Origin of the sequence: Pseudanabaena sp. CCNP1317 (genome assembly GCF_034931345.1) — a bacterium.
Classification (GTDB): domain Bacteria; phylum Cyanobacteriota; class Cyanobacteriia; order Pseudanabaenales; family Pseudanabaenaceae; genus Pseudanabaena; species Pseudanabaena galeata.
In genome coordinates, this window is sequence record NZ_JAYGIF010000165.1 from 1 (window position 1) to 20,227 (window position 20,227).

The following is a 20,227-nucleotide window of genomic DNA, read 5'->3' on the forward strand; positions in this document are numbered from 1 at the left end:
ACATGGCTCTGCCTTGATTCACTTCCAGTTGGTAAATCTGACAGATTGTATTTCAAGCTCATTGGTTCAATCCTTTTCCTCAATTTAATTTTCATTAAAACTCCTGCTAAGGAATTTTGACAAGCTTTACATTGGTAAAATCATATTAGGTGCTGAAAGTTATGTTTATCGGTATAAGTAAGCTGATTAGTCAAAATTATGGTGATTATCTATGAGAAACTTGCTGTTTTTTCGTTTATAATCCTAAAAGCTATTTGATGTATCACCTATGACTTCGCTAGATTATCAAGTTTTATCGCGCCGCATTTACAGTAATTTTCCTATGATTGGTTGGTTGTTGCGGCGTTGGGCGGCTTGGCAGTTGGCGAAAGATGATGGATCGGGTGAGGCTGTGGCGATTTTGGCGGAGGTGGTGACGCGGAGTCGGGATCGGGCGGTGAGGGAGATGGCTCTGGCGGTACTAAATCGGTTGAGGACGCAGGATGCTATTAATGGGTTTTGTCGGGTGTGGGTGGAGACTAGGCATGAGGATTTGACGGAGATCTTGAGGAGTCGGCGTTATGTGGCTACGGAACGGAGGTTGCGGGTGTTGTCGGCGTTGAAGGTGGGGGCGTTGGATGTGGTGAAGCGGGGTGGGGTTGAGGTTTTAGATTTTTTATTGGCAGCGCTTAATGATCGCGATACGCAGGTGGCGACTGTGGCGGCTAGTTGTGTTTCTGCGCTTGAGAATAGGGTGGTGATTGATGAGTTGTGTAGGCGATGGGTTGAGTCTCGAAGTAGTCAGTTGGATGGGATTATTCGTCAGGGTGTTTATGTTGCGAGTCAACCTGTGGCGGTGCGGGTGTTGACGGCTTTGAAGTTTAATCAGGTTCAGAAGATTAGGGATGGGGGGATTGAGGTTTTAGATTGTGTGCTGAAGGCTCTTGATGATAGGGATATGGAGGTTGTGCGATCGGCGAATGTTTGTGCGGTTAGTTTGACAAATAGGGGGGCTATTGATGAGTTATGTAAGCGGTGGGCTGGTTCTCGAAATAAAAGATTAGAGGGGATTATTGGTCAGGGTGGTTATATTGCGAGTCAGCCCATAGAAGTTCGAGTATTGACTGCATTGAAGTTTAATCAGATTCAGGAATTTGCCAATGCAGACATAGACATTTTAGATTACCTTATAAAGGCACTTGACGATGCAGATTCAAAAATTATAGAAGTTGCAGAGATTTGTATTAGACAGTTAAGGAACCAACAAACTATTGATTCTCTTTGTAGTCGTTGGGTGCAGAATCGTAATCAGCAATTAGAAAAGATTATTCGACAAGGAAATTATTTACCAAGTCAGCCTATACGAGTTCGGATTTTGGTTGCATTAAAATTTAATCAGTTTCAAGCAATTGATTTGAAGGAAGCAATGACTGTTGATATCTTACTAGCTGCGATGAATGATAAAGATTCTCAAATTGTAAAATTTGCAAATTATTCACTTACTCACTTAAAAGATAAAGCAATAATTGATAGCCTATGTAAACGATGGATAGAGAATCCAAGCAAATTGCTAGAAAATATAATCCGAGAAGGTGGTTACGAACCTGAAGAAGCAAGTGATAAAGCCTTGTTCTATTTTTTAATGGATGAATGGCAGAAGTATGAAGATCTTGACTTTGATCAAAGTTTATTATCTAAAGCCTATAGATCTGCAAATCAAGGTATACAAAATCGAATTTCTGATAAATCCAGAAAGGCAGGTAGATCTGAGTTCATAAAAATTATAACTAACTCTAATCGTAGTTTTGATGATGAGAAAATGACAGATCAGGACTGGGAGACTTTTATTGACATTTTGGCAAGTAATCCAGACAGAAAAGTAATATGGAGATTTTTATATAACGCACCTGCTATTCGTAGCAAACAGCTTTTAGATAAATTGTCAAAAGCTTCTTTTCAGTGGTTCAAAGATGAAGAGAAGAAAATAGTAATAGAATTATTCAACCAATGCCAAAACATAAAAGAGCAAGACTTCACTTTGGGTACACTGACTAAAACTCTAACAGGTCATAATGACTCAATTTGTAGCTTAGTAATCAGCCCTGATAATCGAGTATTAGCTTCTGGTGGTAGTAGTAGATGTAGAAGTATTAAATTATGGAGTTTACCAGAAGGAAAATGCATAAAAACGATTGAGACAGGTCATGATTCTGCTATTTACAGCCTAGTAATCAGTCCTGATGGTCAAATTTTAGTCTCTGGTAGTAAAGATAAAAATATTAAGCTGTGGAGTTTTCCAAATGGTAATCACATAAAAACAATTGAAACAGGTCACACTTTCTTCAGAGACGGATTAAGTCTAGCAATAAGTCCTAATGGGCGAATATTATTTTCTACTGGGGGGGACTGTCTTCTAAATTTATGGAGTTTACCAGATGGCAATCACATAAAAACTGTCAAACTTCCTTTTCCTGGGGATAGAGGACTAGTAATAAGCCCGAATGGGGAAATGCTAGCTTTTTGCAGTGAAAAAACTAGCATTGGGGTAAATAAGTTGCCAATTAATATCAACGAGATAACAAATTCATATTGGGAATTTTCCTATGATAACACTAAACGTTTTCGCAGCGATGACGATGATGATAATGATATTAGCGTTCATGATTTTGTAATAAGTCCCGATAGTAAAATACTATTTTCTGCTAGTTCTAAGATTGATCTATGGAATTTACAAAGCAGTAAACATATGAAAAGTTTTACACATAAATTCAATATGAGTCTAGCAATTAGCCCAAATCAAAAGATATTAGTGTCTGGAGGTGCGGATAATAATATCTATTTATGGAGTTTGCCAGATGGTAATCTTATCCGCACTCTTAGTAGCAACAATCCATGGGTTGAGAAATTAGTAGTAAGTCCTAATAGTCGAATATTAGTATCTGGTCATTGGAACAATAACATATGCTTATGGGATTTACCTAAAAACATCTCTATTAGTAAACTTAGCACTAAAGATGTTGATGAAATTGAAGCAATGATGAAAGATTCTAATTTAGAAAGAAGTTATTTTAATGTACTTAAATTTACACTTTTTCTCATTCGTTTAAGACAGCAATTTGATATCGATATTGAAGATGTATCCAGCGATGTTCAATTTAGTGAATTTGATATTGAGATTGATGGATAAACAAATCGCTAGTTATAAACATCTCCCCTAGCCCCAATCGTATATAGCCAAAATTATGGTAATTCCCGATGAGAGACTTGCTATTCTTTCGTTTATAATCCTAAAAGCTATCTGATGGATTACTTATGGCTTCGCTAGATTATCAAGTTTTATCGCGTCGTATTTACAGTAATTTTCCTGTGATTGGTTGGTTGTTGAGGCGTTGGGCAGCTTGGCAATTGGCGAAAGATGATGGATCGGGTGAGGCTGTGGCAATTTTGGCGGAGGTGGTGACGCGGAGTCGGGATCGGGCGGTGAGGGAGATGGCGCTGGCGGTGTTGAATCGGTTAAGGACGCAGGATGCTATTAATGGGTTTTGTCGGGTGTGGGTGGAGACTAGGCATGAGGATTTGACGGAGATCTTGAGGAGTCGGCGTTATGTGGCTACGGAACCGAGGTTGCGGGTGTTGTCGGCGTTGAAGGTGGGGGCGTTGGATGTGGTGAAGCGGGGTGGGGTTGAGGTTTTAGATTTTTTGTTGGCGGTGCTTAATGATCGCGATACGCAGGTGGCGACTGCGGCGGCTAGTTGTGTTTCTGCGCTTGAGAATAGGGTGGTTATTGATGAGTTGTGTAGGCGATGGGTGGAGTCTCGAAGTAGTCAGTTGGAGGGGATTATTCGTCAGGGTGGTTATGTTGCGAGTCAACCTGTGGCGGTGCGGGTGTTGACGGCGTTGAAGCTTAATCAGATTCAGGAGATTAGCGATGGAGGGATAGAGGTTTTAGATTGTGTGTTGAAGGCTTTTGATGATAGGGATATGGAGGTTGTGCGATCGGCGAATGTTTGTGCGGTTAGTTTGACAAATAGGGGGGCTATTGATGAGTTGTGTAAGCGGTGGGCTAGTTCTCGGAATAAACAACTAGAACAGATTATTCAGAAAGGGAAGTACATTACAAGTCAATCGGTAGAGACTCAAGTTTTGGTTACACTCAAATTCTATCCATCCCAAAAAATAAAGGTAGATAGTACAGAAGTTTTAGATTTTTTGATAGAGGCACTAAGGGATCGGGATAATGAAATTGTTAAATCTGCGAGTATTTCTATAACTCAAATAAAAGACAAAAATATAATTGATGTCCTTTGTAAAAAATGGATCGATAATCCAACTGATTCATTAGAATATATTATTCGGCAAGGCGGCTACGAACCATATGAAGCAAGTACTAAAGCTTTGTTTTATTTTTTGTTAGGTGAGTGGCAAAAATATGAGGATCTGGATTTTGATCAAAGCTTATTATCAAAAGCTTACTATGGTGCAAGTGATAGTATCCAGAAGTTAGTTGCAGACAAGGCAAAGTTGGCAGGAAGAATAGAATGGATAAAAATCCTAACTAACACAAAAAAAGGTTTTAGTGTTGAGGAAATGACGGATAACGAATGGAGTAATTTTACTGATATTTTAGTAGCTCATCCAGACAGAAAAGAAATATGGAGATTTTTGTATCATGCACCTGTAATTTGGAGCAAAAGATTACTCGACAACTTGGCAAAAGCATCTTGTAAATGGTTTAGGCAAGACGAACAAAAAACAGTAGAAACTTTGTTAACTTTATCAAGAAAATCTCAAGAACATTATTTTTTATTATCTCAATGTTTGCTTGAAATTCCCATCTCGACCATCCAAGGGAATAATCAAAATGGGTTCATGAATCAATCAACTTATTCTTTAGCGATCAGCCCAGACGGAAATGTCTTAGTATCGGGAAATGGTGACAAAACAATAAAGAGGCAAAAGGAGTTTTCTGGTAAATATGTTGCTATCAAGGGAAACGGGGACAAAGCAAAAAACAGTCAAGAGGAAGTACAGTTACTTTCCCAAAGTTTATGGAATTTAACTGATGGTAGACCTCTCAAAAACTTAAGCATAGAGTATGATTTAGCTGCCTCACTGGTAATTAGTCCAGACGGACATATTTTAGCATCAGGCAGTTGGGATAGCACAATACGTTTATGGAGCTTGCCTAATGGCAATTATCTTAAAACTCTTAAAGGTCATGCGTACTCAGTCTATTCTTTATCAATCACTCCAGACGGACACACCTTAGTATCAGGTAGCGGGGACAGCACAATACGTTTATGGAGCTTGCCTAATGGCAATTATCTCAAAACCCTCAAAGGTCATACCGATTCAGTTCTTTCTCTGGCGATCACTCCAGACGGACGCACTTTAGTATCAGGTAGTGGGGACAGCAAAATACGCTTATGGAGCTTGCCTAATGGTAATCATCTCAAAACTCTCAAAGGTCATATCTCTTCAGTCTATTCTTTGTCAATTACGCCAGATGGACGTATTTTAATATCATCTGGTCATGATGGAACGATACGTTTATGGAGTTTGCCTAACGGGGAGCTTTTAAAAAACATCAAAGGTCATACTGATTCAATTCCTACTCTAGCAATTAGTTCAGACGGATTTACTTTAATATCAGGTAGTGCGGATGGAAAAATATGTCTATGGAGTTTACCTGATGGAAATCATCTCAAAACTATTTCAGGATACAATTTTGTTAACTCTGTAGTAACTAGTCCCAATGGAAATTTTTTCGCAGCAGCTAGTTGTGATGGGATGATTCGTTTATGGGACGGCATTAATATTAATTCCCCAATTAGTAGGCTCACTAATCAATATATTAAATTACTTGAATCTCAAATCAAAGAATCTACCATAGAAGAAGATGTCCGCAATGCTCTCAAGTTTACCCTTGCTTTGATTCGATTAAGACAACAATTTGACATCGATATTGAAGATGTATCGAGTAATGTTCAATTCAGTGAGTTTGATATTGAGATTGACGGATAAACAAATCGCTAGTTATAAACATCTCCCCTAGCCCCAATCGTATATAGCCAAAATTATGGTAATTCCCGATGAGAGACTTGCTATTTTTTCGTTTATAATCCTAAAAGCTATCTAATAGATTACTTATGGCTTCGCTAGATTATCAAGTTTTATCGCGCCGTATTTACAGTGATTTTCCTGTGATTGGTTGGTTGTTGAGGCGTTGGGCGGCTTGGCAGTTGGGTAAGGATGATGGGTCGGGTGAGGCGGTGGCGATTTTGGCGGAGGTGGTGACGCGGAGTCGGGATCGGGCGGTGAGGGAGATGGCGATCGCGGTGTTGAATCGTTTGAAGACGCAGGATGCTATTAATGGGTTTTGTCGGGTGTGGGTGGAGACTAGGCATAAGGATTTGACGGAGATCTTGAGGAGTCGGCGCTATGTGGCTACGGAACTGAGGTTGCGGGTGTTGTCGGCGTTGAAGGTGGGGGCGTTGGATGTGGTGAAGCGTGGTGGGGTTGAGGTTTTAGATTTTTTGTTGGCAGCGCTTAATGATCGCGATACGCAGGTGGCGAATGTGGCGGCTAGTTGTGTTTCTGCGCTTGAGAATAGGGTGGTTATTGATGAGTTGTGTAGGCGATGGGTTGAGAATCCCAATCCTGAATTAGAGTCAATTATTCGGAAGGGAAATTATGCACCTGATGAGGTAAGTAGTAGAGCTTTATTTTATTTTTTACTGGGTGAGTGGCAAAAATACGAGGATCTGGACTTTGATTACAGTCTTTTAGCTAAAGCTTATCAATCAGCAAATAAAGGTGTGCAAGCAAGGTGTAGTGAAAAAGCCAAAATAGGAGGAAGAATTGAATGGGTAAAAATCCTGACTAATAGTAAAAGAGGATTTGATGTAGAGAAAATGACAGATAAAGATTGGGAAGCTTTTGTTGATATTTTGGAAGTCCATCCAGAAAAAAAGGAGCTATGGAATTTTTTATACAATGCTCCTGTTATTTGGAGCAAGAGACTTTTAGATAAATTATCAAAGGGATCGTTTAAGGGTTTTAATCAAGATCAAAAGTCTGCTTTAAAAAGTCTATTTGATTTAGTTAAAAATATTACAGATGAAGAGTTTATATCAGCATTTCTATATCTATTTATTCGAGAACCTGAGTATCAAATTTTAACTAATCAAGTTTTAACTAATCCTACTGAATGGGATTTAGGAAGGACATATTATAGATCCCCAACAATTAGTCCTAACGGCAAAATGTTGGCTTTGAGAGTTGGAGAAGAGTCAGTAATTGAATTGCGAAGTCTACCAGATGGTAAGCATATTAAAACTATTTCTAGTAGTACTTCTAGCTTTGTATTTAGCCATGATAGTTGTATTTTAATTTCGGTTCCTTATGGTGAATCCAATATTTACTTATGGAGTTTGCCAGATGGAAATTGTATTAAAAGTCTTACTCGTGTTAACTCACCAATTATAATTAGCAATGATGGCAAAATGTTGTTGTCAGGTGGTTCAGGCGGAACTGTTATGTTGTGGAGTTTGCCGAGTGGAACACTGATAGAAACTATACCCATGAGTTATCATGAATACACAGGTAAGATTGTAATAGAAGGAAATAATGCTGGTCGCGTGAGTGTTATATCTTTAGCTCTTAGTTCTGATGATCAATTATTAATAGTTGGAACCAACACAAATGGAAGTAGTATTATCATATTGTATGACTTATTAAACAGGAACTATTTGAGAAAAATAGACATTAATCACGAATATGCAAAATATTTGGGTGAAGTATACCGAAAAACAAAATCTGTGAAAAATTTAAGAAAAACCCTGCCAAGAGGGGGTATGCTGGAAGTACGCTATCAGACACGGGATGAATCTTATCCTCAGTATTTAAACGAGCTTGTAAATGAACCTGAATATGATGCAGGAATGAGATTTGAGGTTAGTTATGCCCCATTTGGGGTAGACAATTTACTAACTAATCAGAATAATAATCTATTAGTCTCTTATGGCATAAGTGGGCATATGAATGGTATTGCTTTATGGAGTCTACCTAATATCAAATATACACGAACACTTATAGAGCAAAGTTTTTTCAAAAAAATTGGGTCTGAAAAGCTTGCATTAAAATCTAATCGTTGGACTTTAGGAACAGAAATACTTCTCACTTCAATTGAAGGATGTACAATCAGTCCCAACGGTCAATTATTAGTCTCAAACATTATTACTCACTTAATAAATAGCAATAGAAAGGAGCACACAATGTCTTTTTGGAGCTTGCCCGATGGAAAACTTTTAAAAACTATAATAGGTGATAATGAAGAACTTTTAGGAGAGAGTGTAATTAGCCCCAACGGACAAACATTAACCTCTATTAAAACAAGATTGTCAAATAATAACTTAGAACATGCAATCTGCTTATGGAATTTATCTGATGTCAAGACCCCACTCAGCAAATTCACTACTCAAGATATTTCTAAGATTGAGGAAATCAGAGATTCCACAATGAAACCAAGTGTCCGTAACGCTTTGGAATTTACTCTTTCTCTTATCCGTTTAAAACAGCAATTTGACATCGATATCGAAGATGTATCCAGTGATGTCCAATTCAGCGAGTTTGATATAGAGATTGATGGATAAACAAATCGCTAATTATAAACATCTCCCCTAGCCCCAATCGTATAAATTTCAACCTCACCCGAATCAATCCGCACAGTAAATACAACCCTATTTTTACCAACCCGAAGTCGATAAAACCCTTCCCATTCTCCCTTCATTTTCTTGATGTCGAGATCATTAAAGGGAATAATTCCTTGCTCCTCAACAGTAACCACAAGCTGCCTGATTAAGCCCTGAATCTTAGCAACTTCTTCGCTATTAGCCCTTTGCAAAAACTTAATCGCTTGCTTGCGAAATTTGACCGCCATATTTCACCCAATCTGTCATATCAATCAACTCATCATCTTCATAATCGGATGGAGAACCAAAATCAGCATCGATTTCGGCTTGCTCATCATCACTCACATAGGGCATCAAGATCTGGCAAAGCAACAGACGCTCCTCCCGCAAAACCTCTCTAACACTTTCCTTGATTAAAACTTTAAGTTCACTCGCTATCATAGTTAATATCCTATGTTTACTAGTTTGATAATACCATTTTGCTTTTCAAGCTTTTTCTAAAATTGTCTGCCCAAAACAACAAAAGCGATCGCCTACTTAATCTCGAATAGCAATCAATCTAACTGATAAGCAGTAACAATTCTATTGTTCTCAGGATTATAAACTGCCATCACACTGTTATGTTGCTTATGAGAGAAAAGATACTTCAAGCAATTATGTTTTCCTGAAGGCATACTTGCACTCAACGTATAACCAGCACTCACAAGAAGATCGAAAAACTCTTGTTTTGGTAGAGACTTAACCGTGAAAGGCGGTAAGCCAATAATGGCAGGATGTTCATTTAGCGGCACGAGTCTGAAATCCTTCCGCTACATTATCTACATTCTTTTTAATCCGCCTAAACTGCTCAAAAGGCGTATGCCAAGAGAACCCACTAGGAAGTACAAAACCAAACCCGATAAACGTAGGAACTACAAAAGGATAGTAAAAAGGCTCATCATCCACCTCAGTACCACCAAACTGAATCACAAAATTACCGCACCAAAAATACAACCCAGTCATCTGAATATCTAGGCTATAAGTAAGCGATCGCAGTTCATTTGATATATTCATAACCAATATCCTGAGTTTACTAATCTGATAATACCATTTTGCTTTTCACGCTTTCTCTAAAATCATCATAAACCTAACACTGCTAAGAAAATATGCCCTAGCCTTTATAAAATTGTGCAACCATAAAGCATTTTACTAAGCAAAGACTCAATCTTGGAAGTGGGCGATCTCCGTCCTTTTCATTTGGAAAGGATTAAGGAAAAATTACAGCAATCTCCTCATTGCGATGCCTCCGATAAATTTTAAAATCACTATCCAGAGTCATCACTGCACTATTCGGTATTTGCTCAGACATTCTCACCAAACAAGCATCAGCAAACGACATCGGCACAGACTCATAACGACTCATCAACACCCGTACATTACTCGACTCCTCTTGGAGATTGAAAGAGATCGCGATCGCTCCCACCTCGATCATCTCAAAAACAGCCTCAATCAAATATCTCCTTTTTAGCAAAAAGCAAGTTTCCGAAATTACCGCATCACAAGTAAATGCAGGTGGCTTAACCTGCGACCATTGCCTCACAGCCCAATCATGACTACGATCGCTTTTACTGAGCAAAGCAACCAACACACCCGTATCCAAAATTATGCGCTGCCCAATCATGCTCCATAACCCTCCATGTACTTCGGATTTACAGAAAGGTCATCGGGCAGATCATCAACAATACCAATCCATTTCTTAGTTAAGTCATAGCAAGACACAATAGATTCATCATTTACTGGCGTATCTTGATTAGATTTTAAAACTTGGCGATCGCCTCCTTCAAAAGCAAGAAACTCAATAAATCGCAAAGCCTGTACCTGCTGATCCGTAGACAACTGCTGCATAGTGCTTAATGCTTTCTCTAAAATCGTCATAAACCTAACCCTCCTGCGAAAATATACCCTAGCCTTAGTAAAACTGTACAATTATAGAACAATTGCCCAAAACAACAAGTATGCTCAAACGGCTCAAACAACTATGGCAAATCCTGTTTCCCTCAAAACAACTGATCGCTAATGATCATAGCGATCGCCTACTTAACCTCGAAAGTGAAATCCAAAGCTTGCGACTGACAATCAATGAACGCGAACAGACGATCGCCCAACTGCGAAGTGAGTTAGAACGTCAACGCCAAAATGAAAGTAATAATCAGGCGATCGCCTTTCAAACCCAGCAAGAACAAGTCTTTAGTGAACTTGCCGCACCGATCTCGCAACTGCTCACCCAAATCTATTTACTCGAAATTGAGAACAAACCCGTACAGGCAAAAGATGCGATCGCCATTGTCAAAAGAATGCTGCGCGTATTTACAGAACAAGGGCTAACACAGGTAGGCAACATTGGTGAAGTTGTGAACTTTGACCCAAATCTGCATCAACCCTTGAGCAGTGCCGTAGAGATTAATAACGGGCAGTCCGTCAAGATTAGAGTGGCGGGGCTGACCTATCAGGGCAGAGTGCTTCGGGCGGCAGGGGTGGAACTATGTCAGGACGTTTAGCGATCGACTTCGGCACATCAAATACCGTGCTGGCAGTTTGGAGTGAAGATCAACAAACAGGAATTACCCATCACATTCCTGATTATGGACAACTTTATACACAAGGGAATGAAAAGGTTTCTCTAATTCCCTCATTGATCCATTATGCCGCTGATCAGAGACGTTGGTTAGGGAATCAAGTGCAGCAGCGTAATCTTGAAAAAAGCGATCGCACCTTTCGTTGGATTAAACGCTATATCGCCAACCGTAGCCCCGTTAAACGTCGCATCGATCAGCGTCAAATTGCTTATGATCAAGCAGGAAGTGATTTTCTATCCACATTGCTGCTATTTGCAATGACGGAACTAAATCTTAGTGATGAAGAGATTGCTTTTACGGTTCCCGTGGAATCCTTTGAACATTACGAAAGTTGGCTCAGTGAAGTTGCCCAGAATGCAGGGATTAGAAGATTTCGGCTAATTGACGAACCTTCCGCCGCCGCCTTGGGCTATGGCGCACATATTCAACCCAATGACGTTTATCTGATTTTTGACTTTGGCGGTGGGACGCTTGATGTGGCGGTGGTATTGATTGAACCCAATGAAGCCCAAGCAGGTCGCCGTTGTCGCGTTCTCGGTAAGGCAGGAGCCGATCTTGGTGGCACAAATCTCGATCAATTGCTGTTTTTAGAAGTTCTAAAACAGTCAGGCTATCAAGATACCGATGAAGCGATTCGCCGACTTAGTGGTGCATTGTTAGTGGAATGCGAACAGGCAAAAATCCGACTATCTAGCCGCGATCGCGCTGAGATTACAGTTCTCGATCCTGATACAGGGGCGGTGATTAGTGCCGAGATTAGCCGTAGTCGTTTTGAAGAATTAATGGATGAGCAGGATGTGTTTACACAACTTAACCAAACAATTCAGCGATCGCTAAATCAAGCGCGGGAACGGGGCTATCAGGAAGAGAATATCAAGTCAGTATTGCTGGTGGGTGGTAGCAGTCAGATTCCTTCAATTCAACGCACGATTCGGCAAGTATTTGGGAAAGAGCGCGTACTAATGGATCGTCCCCTTGATGCGGTGGCAAGGGGAGCCGCCGCTTTTGTGTCGGGGGTTGATTTTTATGACCATATCCAACATGACTATGCGATCCGTTATCTCAATCGTCAACACCAAAAGTATGACTATCGAGTTTTGGTTCCCCGTGGTACTCCTTACCCTACTGAAAGCGCGATCGCTAATCTGACGATTAAGGCAAGCCATGATGGACAAGAACGGCTGGGAATGGCTCTATTTGAAGTTGCTGAAGCCCATAGACGCGGTAGCAATGCGGTGGAACTAGTCTTCGATCCTGCTGGTGGGGCGCGAATTGTCGATCTTAGCCCTGAAGAGTCAGAGCGCCGCACTTATTTCTGGATGAATGAAGATAGCCCTACTTTTTTGAAAACTAGCAAATCACCCAAAGCAGGCGATCGCTGTTTTCGGGTAGAGTTTTCTATTGATGGCAATAAGCGTTTACTGATGACCTGTCGTGATTTACAAACACAGCAAGTTACCCACAAAGATTATCCTGTGATCAAGCTTACTTAAAACCTATGTCCCATTTCACTACCATTCGTACTCAGATTGTCGAGAAAGAATATCTCAAACAAGCCTTACAGGATCTTGGCTATGCCTATCAAGAGGGCGCGGTTAAGGTCAATGGCTATCAAGGTAAGCAAACCACTGCGGAACTAAAAATTGCGACTTCTAACGCTGGCTATGACATTGGTTTTAATAAAACGGGGAATAGCTATGAATTAATTGCTGATTGGTGGGGCATACGCGATCTCAATCAACAAACCTTTGTGCAGCAATTGACCCAGCGCTATGCCTATCACGCGGCCTGTGCCAAGCTTGAGGAGCAGGGTTTTTCTTTGGTCAGCGAAAATGTCGAAGAGGGACAAAAAATTCATTTAGTACTGCGGCGCATGGTGTGAGCAGCTATAAAAACCCGTAAAAATCTATAAATTCAGAAAAAATATATGCTAGATAGTCTAAGTCTGAAAAACTTTACCGTGTTTCCCAGCGCCGATCTCCAGTTCTCTAAATATCTCAATGTCATCATTGGTGAAAATGGCGCTGGCAAAACACATCTTCTCAAAATCGTCTATTCCGCCCTTGCAACTAGTTGGGAAGAAAGTCGCAACCCCATACGCAGTACACCAACAAAAGCACGTCTGCAAACTCGCCTAGCCGAAAAGCTGATTGGTGTTTTTCGACCTGAAGAGTTGGGAAGACTAGCGCGGCGTAAAAAAGGGCGCGAGAAATGTGATGTCAAGCTATGTTTTGAGAATTCCCAATTCAATCTTGACTTTAGTTTTTCGACAAGTAGTAAGACAGAAGTAGTCATCGGTCAAGCCCCCGAAGCTTGGCTAGAGATTGCGCCTGTCTATCTTCCCACGCGAGAATTACTGACTATTTTTCCTAACTTTGTTTCAGTGTATGAAGGGCATTATCTGGAACTTGAAGAGACTTGGCGCGATACTTGCCTACTGCTGGGCGCACCTTTACAACGTGGTTCTGAAGAAAAACATATCCAAGAATTGTTAGCGCCTCTGGAAAAAGCGATCAATGGAGCGATCGAGCTAGATAAAAATGGTCGCTTTTATTTAAAAAATGATCATGGTCGTTTTGAAATGCCTCTGATCGCTGAAGGTCAGCGTAAGTTAGCAATGTTGGCAAGACTTATTGCTAGTGGTGTACTCATACATAAAGGATTTTTGTTTTGGGATGAGCCTGAAGCTAACTTAAATCCATTGCTCATTAAGCAAGTGGCTCAAAGCATCGTCAATCTCAGTAAGAGTGGAATCCAAGTATTTATAGCTACTCATAGCTTGTTTCTATTACGAGAGCTAGAAATTTTAATGTCTGATTTAAGCCCTGACAAACAAGATCATCAACTTGATGCGCGATTTTTTGGGCTGCATTTACACGCTAAAGGAGATCATGTTGTTGTCAAACAAGGAAATGCGATCGATGAGATTGGCGATATTACCACCCTTGACGAAGAGCTTGCTCAATCTGACAGGTTCATGATGAGTGGAGTTTAGATATGCAAAGTTTTCCAGTCGATAGCTTAACTTTTCATTTTCCCCATTCATGGCAAGTTTGCAAATATGACGAATGGTCTTTTTATCGTAATCAATTCTTTAAAATGTGGAATGGCATTAAGGCAGTCGATTTGATTGCTGTTGAAAATGGAGTTGTATGGTTAATCGAAGCAAAGGACTATCGCCAGAATAAGCGTATGAAGGCAATAGACATAGCGGATGAAGTAGCTGACAAGGTATTCTGTACCCTTGCGGCTATACTACCTGCAAAGATAAACGCATCAGATCCTTCTGAAAAAGACTTTGCAAGAGATGTTTGTGCTGGGCAGAGATTACGGGTTGTGTTGCACCTTGAGCAACCCAAAAAGCATTCAAAGCTATTTCCGCGTGCTATTGATCCGACAAAGGTACAACTTAAACTCAGAACTCTCATTAAGCCAATTGACCCGCATCCCAAGGTTGTTGAGTCTACAAATATGCAGGATTTAGCATGGACAGTAACCTGAAAACTATGTACCTTTGCGATCGCCAATGGCAACCAAAATATAACCAATAATTCAACAAAAGATTATGGAACTACAAGAGATTGATGTATTTATCGAAAAAGATGGTCGGGTGCGTCTGGAAATCAGGGGTGCGAAAGGGACACAATGTTTAGACTTAACCAAAGACCTTGAAGCGGTTTTGGGTGGTCAGGTGTTATTGCGGGAGATGACTCCCGAAGCAGATGAGACATCAGGACAGGTGACTTGGCAAGAACAACAATCGGTGGGTTGGTAATTTTATGAGCTTCGATCAAGAACTAGATCTCTATCTTCGCGCTCGGTTTACTTTGATTGTGTTGATTACTCCTGAAGAAGAACGGGTAATCCAGACGATTAAAGCGGTGTGCGATCGCAGCGATCGTCCTTGTCTGAGTTGGGACGCGGGGGATGGCTTTAAGGCGGTCAGCAATTGGAAAGGCACGTTATTGGCGGCGAAAGATCCTCTGTCGGCGTTGGAACAAATTGACAAAGCCGATGGTAATACGCTGTTTATTCTTAAGGATTTCCATGATTGTTGGACAAATCCTCAAATTAAGCGCAAGTTACGCAATGCGGCACAACAGTTGAAGTTCACCAAAAAGTCGATCATTCTGACCACACCCCACAGCAAGTTGCCTGAAGAGTTAAAGGATATTGCGGTGCTGCAAGAGTTTCCTCTGCCAGTGGCTAATGAGCTAGATCAAGTGCTGGCAGGACTATCAAAAACCCCAGGGGTGAAGGTGAATTTAACGAAACTGGGACGGGAAAAGTTGGTGCAAGCGGCGCTAGGGTTGACTGCATCTCAGGCGCAACGGGTATTTGCCAAGGCGATCGTTAGTAATGGCGTTTTGGACGATCAAGATATTGGTTTGGTGACGGAAGAGAAGAAACAAATCATTAAGGAGAGTCAAGCCTTAGAGTTTTTTGCGATCCATGAGACGGCGGCGGATGTGGGCGGTTTGGAGGTCTTGAAGGGTTGGTTGCGGTTGCGCGAACGTGCTTTTAGTGAGGAGGCGCGTAACTATGGACTGCCTTCGCCCAAGGGGATTGCCCTCATCGGTATTCCAGGGACGGGTAAGAGCTTGACCGCGAAGATGATCGGTGGTCTGTGGCGGTTGCCGCTATTGCGTTTGGATGTGGGGGCTTTGTTCGGTTCGCTGGTGGGTGAGTCGGAGGAGCGTACTAGACGCGCCTTGAAGTTGGCAGAAACGGTTGCGCCTTGTATTCTCTGGATTGATGAGATCGATAAGGCGTTTGCCTCTGGTGGTCTGGACGGTGGTGCAAGTAAGCGGGTATTTGGCGCGATTTTGACTTGGATGCAGGAAAAGACTGCGCCTTGTTTTGTGGTGGCGACTGCCAATGATATCAGCAGTTTACCGCCTGAGTTATTGCGGCGCGGTCGTTTTGATGAAATTTTCTTTTTGGATTTGCCAACTAAGGATGAGCGTAAGGAGATTTTATCGGTACATTTACGCAAGCGTCGGCGGATGAATCATGATTTTGATTTGGAGCGTTTGGCGCGGGAGTCGGAGGGATATGTAGGTGCGGAAATTGAACAGGCGATCATTGATGGGATGTATGTTGGTTTCAATCAAAACCGCGAGTTTACGACTGCTGATCTATCGCAAGCGCTGAAGCGTCAAGTGCCGCTTTCGATCTCGCAACGGGAGAGGATTACGGCTCTGCGTGAGTGGTTGAGAGAGGGTCGAGCGCAGTCGGCTTCGTTTGCGGAGATAAAGCAGGCAGAACAGCAGTTTGTGCCTTTACAATTAGATATCAGGAGTTAAAATAAATTATGAGTAACGAATATCAAGTTTTATCTGAACGTATTTACAGCGATTTCCCTATTTTTGGTAGTTGTATCCGTCAACGGGCGGCTGTGGCTCTGAGTAAGGATAAGTCACCTCAAGCGGTGAAGATTTTGGCTGAGGCGGTGGTCAGGAGTAGCGATCGCAAGGTGATTACGATCGCTTTGGAAGCTTTACGCAATTTACGCGATCGCGATTCTGTCAATGCTTTTTGTCAGGTTTGGGCAGAGTCTCAGGTTTGGGCAGAGTCAAGGCACAAAGATCTAACTACAATTCTCAAGAATCGCCGCTATGTTTCTACTGAGCCAAAATTTTTAGTGTTATCAGCTTTGAAGGTTGGGGCGTTGGATCTAGTCAAAAAAGGAGATATCAAAGTATTAGATCCTTTATTAGCTGCGATTAGTGATAAAGACACTCAAATTGCAAGTGCTGCTAGTGTTTGTCTTGTCGAATTGCAAGATAGAAAAGTAATTGACGCTTTATGTAAGCGATGGATTGAGAATCCGAGTTCTCAATTACAGAATGTCATCCAGAAAGGTGGCTATGAACCTGAAGAACCAAGCTCTAAAGCTTTGTTTTACTTTTTATTAGGTGAGTGGCAAAAATATGAGAATCTTGACTTCGATCAAAGTCTTTTGGCTAAAGCTTATCAATTAGCGCCTCAAGAATTAAAAGGGAGAATTTCTGAAAAAGCTAGAACGGGGGGTAGAATTGAGTTGATCAAAATTCTGACTGACACTAGACTTAGTTTTAATGTTGATACAATAACAGATCAATATTGGGAGATTTTCACTGATATTTTAAAACTTCAGCCCAACAGAAGGGAGATATGGAGATTCTTGAATAATGCACCTGCTCTTTACAGTAAAAAACTTCTTGACAAATTATCAAATACATCACCTAAGTGGTCAAATAATATTGAGGAGTTTACATTCAAACAATTGTTTGAACTGGCTAAAAACTTAAAAGAGCAAGACTTCAACTTTCTTTCATCATTTGAAGCACAAAAAACTACACATACAAAGACTCTTACAGGTCATACTAATGCACTTATGAACTTGGTAATAAGTCTGGATGGGCAAACATTAATTTCTAGTAGTGCAGACGACACTGTTCGTTTTTGGAATTTATTAAGTGGAAATCAGATAAAAACTCTCGCCAGTCCATCATATTTGGCTGCAATAAGTTCTGATGGAAGAGTATTAGCATCTGGAAGCCGAGATGAGTCTCCTTTAGAGCATCCGAATATTCAATTCAAAGAACTAGTTGACACTTTTGGAGCATTGCCTGACAGCTTTTCTTATGGTGATGCTAGGGCAATTACTATAAATATTCGTCTATGGGATTTACCCCATGCAACCCTCTCTAAAACCTTCAAAGTGTCAACAACTGGACCTGGTAGCAATCGCCTTGATGATAGTCAAGTACTTCATACTAGTTTAGTTTATAGTTTAGCAATAAGTCCTAATGGAAAAATATTAATTTCTGGTAGTGAAGACAAAACCATCCGTTTGTGGAGCTTGCCAGATGGAAATCACATCAAAACTCTCAGAGGTCACACTGATGCGGTTTGCTGTTTGAAAATGAGTCCTAATGGAAAAATATTAATTTCTGGTAGTAACGACAAAACTATTCGTTTGTGGAGTTACCCAGATGGAACTTTCATCAAAACTCTTATAGGTCACACTGATGTAGTTAATTCTCTAGCGATAAGTCCTGACGGAACAATATTAGTTTCTGGTAGTCAGGATAAAACTATTCGTTTGTGGAGTTTGCCAGATGGAACTTTCATCAAAACTCTTACAGGTCACACTGATGCAGTTTATAGTCTGGTAATAAGTCCTGACGGGAAAACGTTAGCTTCTGGCGGTCAGGACAATACTATCCGTTTATGGAAGCTATCTCAAAATATACCAATTGATAAATTCAACATTGAAGATATTTCCAAAATTGAGTTAAAAATTGATGACTATAGAATTAAAGAAAGTTTCCGCAACATCCTCAAATTTACTCTTGCACTCATCCACCTCAGACAGCAATTTGACATCGACATCGAAGATTCATGAAATAATATTCCATCTAGTGAATTTGATATCGATGTTGAAGTATAAAAATATCATATAAATAATTAAAGGGTGCATTTCACTTGTACAATCAGTATTCTGTTCAACATAATTATCCTAAAACAACAAATTAGACTTAACCATCACAACTTTTATTTCAACCATTTATGTTACTTTTCTTATTCCATATTCTTGTAGCTATCAGCCTAGGTGTTGTTCCAATCTTATTCTTGATTTTTCTATTATCATTAGATATCTCATCTAGTATTATGTTTTTATTGAGTGGTATAGCTCCTTTCTTTGTCATGATGTGGGGTGTGGGATTGTCACAATTAATAAAACTAATTCTTGCAAATCTAAATGACATAGATAGTCTGTATCCTTTTGTTAGAAGGAAGGTAGCCAAAAAACTAGCGAAAGATTATACTTCAGAATCAGTAACTACTTTGGCTTATGCAGTAGTCTCAGGTAATGATAAGGCTATTATTAAAATAGCTATTGATGCTCTCAATCGTTTACGCTCTCAAAAATTAATAAATACTTTCTGTGAGATCTGGGAAAGAACAAGAAATGAGGATTTAGAAGTAATTTTAAAAAGTCGTCAGTACATAAGTACAGAATCAAGGATCAGGGTATTGTCTGCACTCAAAGTTGGGGAATTGGATGCTTTAAAGCAGGGAGATATAGAAGCAATAGATCATTATGTGCTATCAGCACTTGAAGATAAGGATATTCAAATTGTCAAAGCAGCTAGTAATTACGAACCTAGTAGCATACAGATGAAAGCAGTATTTTACTTTTTGTTAGGACAATGGGAAAAATATGAAAATATTGATTTTGATCAAAGTTTGTTAGCCAAGGCATATAAATTTGGAAGTCTAGAATTACAGGAACGTATTACGAAGAAGTCCAGACAAGAGGGTAGATTTGAACTTATAAAAATTCTGACAGATACTAAGAATAAATTCAACATTAAGCCTATGGAAAATATGGATTGGCGTGCTTTTGTTGATATTCTAGTAACTCATCCAGACAAGAAGCTAATATGGAGATTTTTATATAATGCTCCTTCTTTTTGGAGTAAAAGACTCCTAGATAAACTAACACAAGTTCCATTGGATCAGTTCAGAAGAAGTGAGAAGATTGCATTAGATAAATTATTTAATATAGCTAAACAATTTCAAGACAAAGATTTCAAAATTAAAATATCAAAAGAATCTTGTCGAAGCTTTAAATGTGAAATTTTTTCACACAGAGACTATTGGCTTTCATCACTAACAGACAACAAAGATGGTCTTATTCTAGCAATGAGCAATAATGACAAGAATATTTACAGTCTGCCTGATGAAAATCTTGTTAAATACAATAAAAATAAAAGAGATATTTCCGATATTGCGAAGCCATTGACATCTAAGCTAAGGTGGCTTAGTGGTGCAGAAAACTCAGGAGAGTCTCAAGATGAGACAATGGTAATACGAGCAAATTCGATACGAAAATCTAACTTTTCGCGTTTGGCAATAGAAGCACAGGCAGGTGGAGGATTAGTTCTA

General features: G+C 40.1%; 19 protein-coding genes. 12 read left to right on the forward strand and 7 right to left on the reverse strand.

What is annotated here, in order from left to right; translation table 11 throughout:
- Nucleotides 1-322: 322 nt before the first annotated feature.
- Nucleotides 323-3,166: a WD40 repeat domain-containing protein gene (locus tag VB775_RS25685; protein ID WP_281009457.1), complete on the forward strand. Its 2,844-nt coding sequence runs from the start codon at nucleotides 323-325 to the stop codon at nucleotides 3,164-3,166.
- Between the two features lie 125 nt (nucleotides 3,167-3,291).
- Nucleotides 3,292-6,003, forward strand: a complete 2,712-nt coding sequence (locus tag VB775_RS25690) for a WD40 repeat domain-containing protein (RefSeq protein WP_281009458.1) — start codon at nucleotides 3,292-3,294, stop codon at nucleotides 6,001-6,003.
- A 149-nt stretch (nucleotides 6,004-6,152) separates the two neighbouring features.
- Here the strand turns inward: VB775_RS25690 and VB775_RS25695 are convergent, their stop codons facing one another.
- On the reverse strand, nucleotides 6,153-6,386 hold the full coding sequence (locus VB775_RS25695; protein ID WP_281009459.1) for a hypothetical protein: 234 nt from the start codon (nucleotides 6,384-6,386) through the stop codon (nucleotides 6,153-6,155).
- A 36-nt stretch (nucleotides 6,387-6,422) separates the two neighbouring features.
- On the opposite strand from VB775_RS25695, the gene VB775_RS25700 reads away from it, so the two are divergent.
- Nucleotides 6,423-8,633 carry a WD40 repeat domain-containing protein gene (locus VB775_RS25700; RefSeq protein ID WP_281009460.1) on the forward strand — a complete coding sequence of 737 codons (2,211 nt, stop codon included), beginning with the start codon at nucleotides 6,423-6,425 and terminating at the stop codon, nucleotides 8,631-8,633.
- Nucleotides 8,634-8,641: 8 nt separating this feature from the next.
- Here VB775_RS25700 and VB775_RS25705 read toward each other — a convergent pair whose 3' ends face one another.
- From VB775_RS25705 to VB775_RS25730, 6 genes are all read right to left on the reverse strand, one after another.
- Nucleotides 8,642-8,920: a type II toxin-antitoxin system RelE family toxin gene (locus VB775_RS25705; protein WP_281009461.1), complete on the reverse strand. Its 279-nt coding sequence runs from the start codon at nucleotides 8,918-8,920 to the stop codon at nucleotides 8,642-8,644.
- On the reverse strand, nucleotides 8,889-9,113 hold the full coding sequence (locus tag VB775_RS25710; RefSeq protein WP_281009462.1) for a hypothetical protein: 225 nt from the start codon (nucleotides 9,111-9,113) through the stop codon (nucleotides 8,889-8,891). Before VB775_RS25710 ends, VB775_RS25705 begins: the two co-directional genes overlap by 32 nt.
- 113 nt (nucleotides 9,114-9,226) lie before the next feature.
- On the reverse strand, nucleotides 9,227-9,463 hold the full coding sequence (locus VB775_RS25715) for a hypothetical protein (RefSeq protein ID WP_281009463.1): 237 nt from the start codon (nucleotides 9,461-9,463) through the stop codon (nucleotides 9,227-9,229).
- Nucleotides 9,450-9,725, reverse strand: a complete 276-nt coding sequence (locus tag VB775_RS25720) for a hypothetical protein (protein ID WP_281009464.1) — start codon at nucleotides 9,723-9,725, stop codon at nucleotides 9,450-9,452. The genes VB775_RS25715 and VB775_RS25720 overlap by 14 nt, the downstream gene beginning before the upstream one ends.
- A 193-nt stretch (nucleotides 9,726-9,918) precedes the next feature.
- Nucleotides 9,919-10,332: a type II toxin-antitoxin system VapC family toxin gene (locus VB775_RS25725; protein ID WP_323217120.1), complete on the reverse strand. Its 414-nt coding sequence runs from the start codon at nucleotides 10,330-10,332 to the stop codon at nucleotides 9,919-9,921.
- The gene (locus VB775_RS25730) at nucleotides 10,329-10,586 is read right to left on the reverse strand and encodes a hypothetical protein (RefSeq protein ID WP_281009465.1); all 258 of its coding nucleotides are present in this window, start codon (nucleotides 10,584-10,586) and stop codon (nucleotides 10,329-10,331) included. Before VB775_RS25730 ends, VB775_RS25725 begins: the two co-directional genes overlap by 4 nt.
- 80 nt (nucleotides 10,587-10,666) lie before the next feature.
- Here VB775_RS25730 and grpE point away from each other — a divergent pair, with 80 nt between their 5' ends.
- The 9 genes from grpE to VB775_RS25775 all read left to right on the forward strand — a co-directional run.
- The gene (gene grpE, locus VB775_RS25735; protein ID WP_323217122.1) at nucleotides 10,667-11,209 is read left to right on the forward strand and encodes a nucleotide exchange factor GrpE; all 543 of its coding nucleotides are present in this window, start codon (nucleotides 10,667-10,669) and stop codon (nucleotides 11,207-11,209) included.
- Complete coding sequence (locus tag VB775_RS25740; RefSeq protein WP_281009467.1) at nucleotides 11,194-12,780, forward strand: Hsp70 family protein; 1,587 nt, start codon at nucleotides 11,194-11,196, stop codon at nucleotides 12,778-12,780. Before grpE ends, VB775_RS25740 begins: the two co-directional genes overlap by 16 nt.
- 5 nt (nucleotides 12,781-12,785) lie before the next feature.
- Entirely contained in the window at nucleotides 12,786-13,169 is a 384-nt protein-coding gene (locus VB775_RS25745; protein WP_281009468.1) for a DUF1257 domain-containing protein, read from the forward strand.
- A 45-nt stretch (nucleotides 13,170-13,214) separates the two neighbouring features.
- The gene (locus VB775_RS25750) at nucleotides 13,215-14,282 is read left to right on the forward strand and encodes an AAA family ATPase (RefSeq protein WP_281009469.1); all 1,068 of its coding nucleotides are present in this window, start codon (nucleotides 13,215-13,217) and stop codon (nucleotides 14,280-14,282) included.
- A gap of 2 nt (nucleotides 14,283-14,284) precedes the next feature.
- Nucleotides 14,285-14,788 carry a hypothetical protein gene (locus VB775_RS25755; RefSeq protein ID WP_281009470.1) on the forward strand — a complete coding sequence of 168 codons (504 nt, stop codon included), beginning with the start codon at nucleotides 14,285-14,287 and terminating at the stop codon, nucleotides 14,786-14,788.
- Between the two features lie 64 nt (nucleotides 14,789-14,852).
- On the forward strand, nucleotides 14,853-15,062 hold the full coding sequence (locus tag VB775_RS25760; protein ID WP_281009471.1) for a DUF2997 domain-containing protein: 210 nt from the start codon (nucleotides 14,853-14,855) through the stop codon (nucleotides 15,060-15,062).
- A 4-nt stretch (nucleotides 15,063-15,066) separates the two neighbouring features.
- Nucleotides 15,067-16,593, forward strand: a complete 1,527-nt coding sequence (locus tag VB775_RS25765) for an AAA family ATPase (protein WP_281009472.1) — start codon at nucleotides 15,067-15,069, stop codon at nucleotides 16,591-16,593.
- An 8-nt stretch (nucleotides 16,594-16,601) separates the two neighbouring features.
- Nucleotides 16,602-18,680, forward strand: coding sequence for a hypothetical protein (locus VB775_RS25770; protein ID WP_323217126.1), 2,079 nt, complete (start codon nucleotides 16,602-16,604; stop codon nucleotides 18,678-18,680).
- 164 nt (nucleotides 18,681-18,844) lie between these two features.
- On the forward strand, nucleotides 18,845-20,227 hold a 1,383-nt coding region (locus VB775_RS25775; protein WP_323217127.1), incomplete at its 3' end, for a hypothetical protein.